The sequence below is a fragment of the Serratia sp. ASV30 genome, assembly GCF_016428815.1.
GTDB classification, from domain to species: Bacteria; Pseudomonadota; Gammaproteobacteria; order Enterobacterales; family Enterobacteriaceae; genus Chania; species Chania fonticola_C.
The window spans coordinates 1-381 of record NZ_JAELTL010000228.1; the positions used below are offsets into that span (position 1 = coordinate 1).

Genomic DNA, 381 nt, shown 5'->3' on the forward strand with positions numbered 1-381 from the left:
CCCCCCCCCCCCCCCCCCCCCCCCCCCCCCCCCCCCCCCCCCCCCCCCCCCCCCCCTCACCGCCCCGCCCACCACCGAGATCTACACCCAGTTGGCATCGTCGGCAGCGTCAGATGTGTATAAGAGACAGGGCTGGCCAAACGCAGTATGCCGTGCGGGACTCAAGTGGTCACCACCGAGCCCTTGGCTCCAGTTTATCGCCCAGATAGGCATTCCCGGCTACGATCACGTAACGAGCGGTGACTTGGCCGCTGTCTCTTATACACATCTCCGAGCCCACGAGACAGGAGGTATCATCTCGTTTGCCGTCGTGGGGGTGATGAGGGGGGGGGGGGGGGGGGGGGGGGGGGGGGGGGGGGGGGGGGGGGGGGGGGGGGGGGG

Annotated in this window: 1 pseudogene; it reads right to left on the bottom strand. The window is 71.1% G+C overall.

The annotated features are described in order from the left end of the window. Positions 1 to 184: 184 nt before the first annotated feature. Positions 185 to 253 (bottom strand): annotated as a pseudogene (locus JHD74_RS26805) (hypothetical protein); the annotation flags it as partial. Between the last annotated feature and the right edge of the window lie 128 nt (positions 254 to 381).